We start from the raw sequence: 1971 nt of genomic DNA, 5'->3' as shown, positions 1-1971 counted from the left end.
GCGGTAAGTTGGTAGTAGCGTTGGTTGCCCCTTAACCGGGCGTTATGCTTTATTGAACCTCAGCAAAATCAATATATAAATTTTAATGGGAAAACTCAGTCTGATTTAGAGGTTTTCCTATTCTAATTTATTGATATTATAAGTTTATTGTCCTTTTTGGTGGCTATTGAAAGTTGAACGATGCTTGTGCTTTTTCGGTCAACTCTGCTCTGATAAATTGTGTGTGCAAAAGGTTCGATTTTTGCTGAAAGGTCTCTTTCTTTGGTGTTGCTTGCTCATTGATTCCACCGGCTATTTCGCTTCAGCATGTTTGGGCTCTCATGAACATCTTACTTGCTGACAGTGTTTGGTTAGCGCAAGTTTATCGGCGAATGTGCGCTTTTTTCCGGCTTTGCTCTGATAAATTGTGTGCGTAAAAGGTTCGATTGTTGCTGAAAGGTCTCTTTCTTTGGTGTTGCTGGTTCATTGATTCCGCAGGCTAATTCGCTTCAACTTGTTTAGGATCTTATCGGCAACAATGATTGCTGAAAGTAGGCAAGTTTATCATTTTGAGTTAAAGTGGCTTGAACCAATAAATGTTGAAAAAGTTCAATTTAATCAATAAGTAATAAAGCATAACAAACACTTCAAGAGGGACTTCCAACGCGCAGCATTTTCATTATGCGTTGATTTCGGTGGTTTCAGTGTTGTGCGGAAAGTTGGTAGTAGCGTTGTCAGCCCCTTAAGTGGGCGTTATGTACTTCTCTGAAATCCTTCCTGAAAATCAAACTTGTGCACAGTGTTATTATGCGTTACTCTTTGTGTATGGATGCACAATGATACAGTGCAAGTTGTAATGGCATTAGAATTTAAAGATAAGTGGTTAGAGCAGTTTTATGAGGATGATAAACGACATCGTTTAATTCCAAACAGTATAGAAAATGCTCTATTTCGAAAGCTGGAAATCTTAGATGCAGCTCAAGCTGAGTCAGACTTAAGAATTCCACCGGGCAATCGATTTGAACATCTTGAGGGAAATCTTAAAGGTTGGTGTTCAATTCGAGTGAATAAACAATATCGTTTGATTTTTCAGTGGGTTGATGGTGTTGCACTAAATACTTACTTAGACCCACATAAGTATTGAGGTAACGACTATGCGTAAGACAAAACGTCGCCCAGTTAGCGTTGGTGAAATGTTGAAATTAGAGTTTCTTGAACCAATGGGCATCACATCAAAAGCGCTCGCTGAAGCGATGGGTGTACACAGAAATACGGTGAGTAATTTGATTAATGGTGGAGTGTTAACGGCTCCGGTAGCAATTAAGTTAGCTGCTGCATTAGGAAATACACCAGAGTTTTGGCTTAATATTCAACATGCTGTTGACCTTTGGGATACGAGAAATCGCTACCAAGAAGAGGCCAAATTTGTAAAGCCGCTGTTTGTTTCGCTGGAACAAAGTGCACGTACATAACAAAGCGTTAAAGAGGGACAGCCAACGCGTGGCATTTTTATTATGCGTTGGTTTTTGTGGTTACGGTGTTATGCGGAAAATTGGTAGTAGCGTCGGCTGCCCCTTAACGCGGCGTTATGTGCCTAATAGTTTTCAACGGCTACATTAGTTATATTACAAGGAAATCATATGTTTAGAGTCATATATGAGTGGCGAGTGCCAACTAATAAAATGGACGAATTTCAAAAGGTTTGGAGTTCTACAACTGACTCTATTCATCATACAGTCGAGGGTGCTCTCGGCAGTTTCATGCTTCATTCCTTTGATAAACCTGAAAAGGTACTAACGATTGCTAAGTGGCGCTCTCGAGAAGATTGGGAGTTATTTTGGGAAAATAGTAATCCTGAAAAAATGCAGAAAATGCGTGAAATCGCTGAACGAATTTCGGTGGAATCGTTCGACGAAATAGAAGATCGGAGTAAATAATGACCCCGGCACATAACAAGAGACTATGGCGTCAAGAGTTAATTTTTGGCGCTGT

Annotated in this window: 3 protein-coding genes; all 3 read left to right on the top strand. The window is 40.0% G+C overall.

Going from position 1 to position 1971, the window contains the following annotated elements; translation table 11 throughout:
• Positions 1-835 precede the first annotated feature (835 nt).
• The 3 genes from BSR11_RS00155 to BSR11_RS00140 all read left to right on the top strand — a co-directional run bounded on the left by BSR11_RS00155 (position 836) and on the right by BSR11_RS00140 (position 1916).
• Positions 836-1123, top strand: a complete 288-nt coding sequence (locus BSR11_RS00155) for a type II toxin-antitoxin system RelE/ParE family toxin (RefSeq protein WP_039438326.1) — start codon at positions 836-838, stop codon at positions 1121-1123.
• 10 nt (positions 1124-1133) lie between these two features.
• A complete protein-coding gene (locus BSR11_RS00150; RefSeq protein ID WP_039438324.1) occupies positions 1134-1451 on the top strand; it encodes a HigA family addiction module antitoxin in 318 nt (105 codons plus the stop codon).
• A gap of 168 nt (positions 1452-1619) precedes the next feature.
• Positions 1620-1916 carry an antibiotic biosynthesis monooxygenase family protein gene (locus BSR11_RS00140; protein ID WP_072668512.1) on the top strand — a complete coding sequence of 99 codons (297 nt, stop codon included), beginning with the start codon at positions 1620-1622 and terminating at the stop codon, positions 1914-1916.
• Positions 1917-1971: the final 55 nt, after the last annotated feature.

The sequence above is a fragment of the Vibrio injensis genome, assembly GCF_001895205.1.
Lineage (GTDB): Bacteria > Pseudomonadota > Gammaproteobacteria > Enterobacterales > Vibrionaceae > Vibrio > Vibrio injensis.
This window is presented reverse-complemented; position numbering and strand designations above follow the sequence as displayed.

Bases quoted from the DNA above. Each gene is read 5' to 3' on its own strand.
- BSR11_RS00150 (WP_039438324.1), top strand. From the start codon at position 1,134: ATGCGTAAGACAAAACGTCGCCCAGTTAGCGTTGGTGAAATGTTGAAA.
- BSR11_RS00155 (WP_039438326.1), top strand. From the start codon at position 836: ATGGCATTAGAATTTAAAGATAAGTGGTTAGAGCAGTTTTATGAGGAT.
- BSR11_RS00140 (WP_072668512.1), top strand. From the start codon at position 1,620: ATGTTTAGAGTCATATATGAGTGGCGAGTGCCAACTAATAAAATGGAC.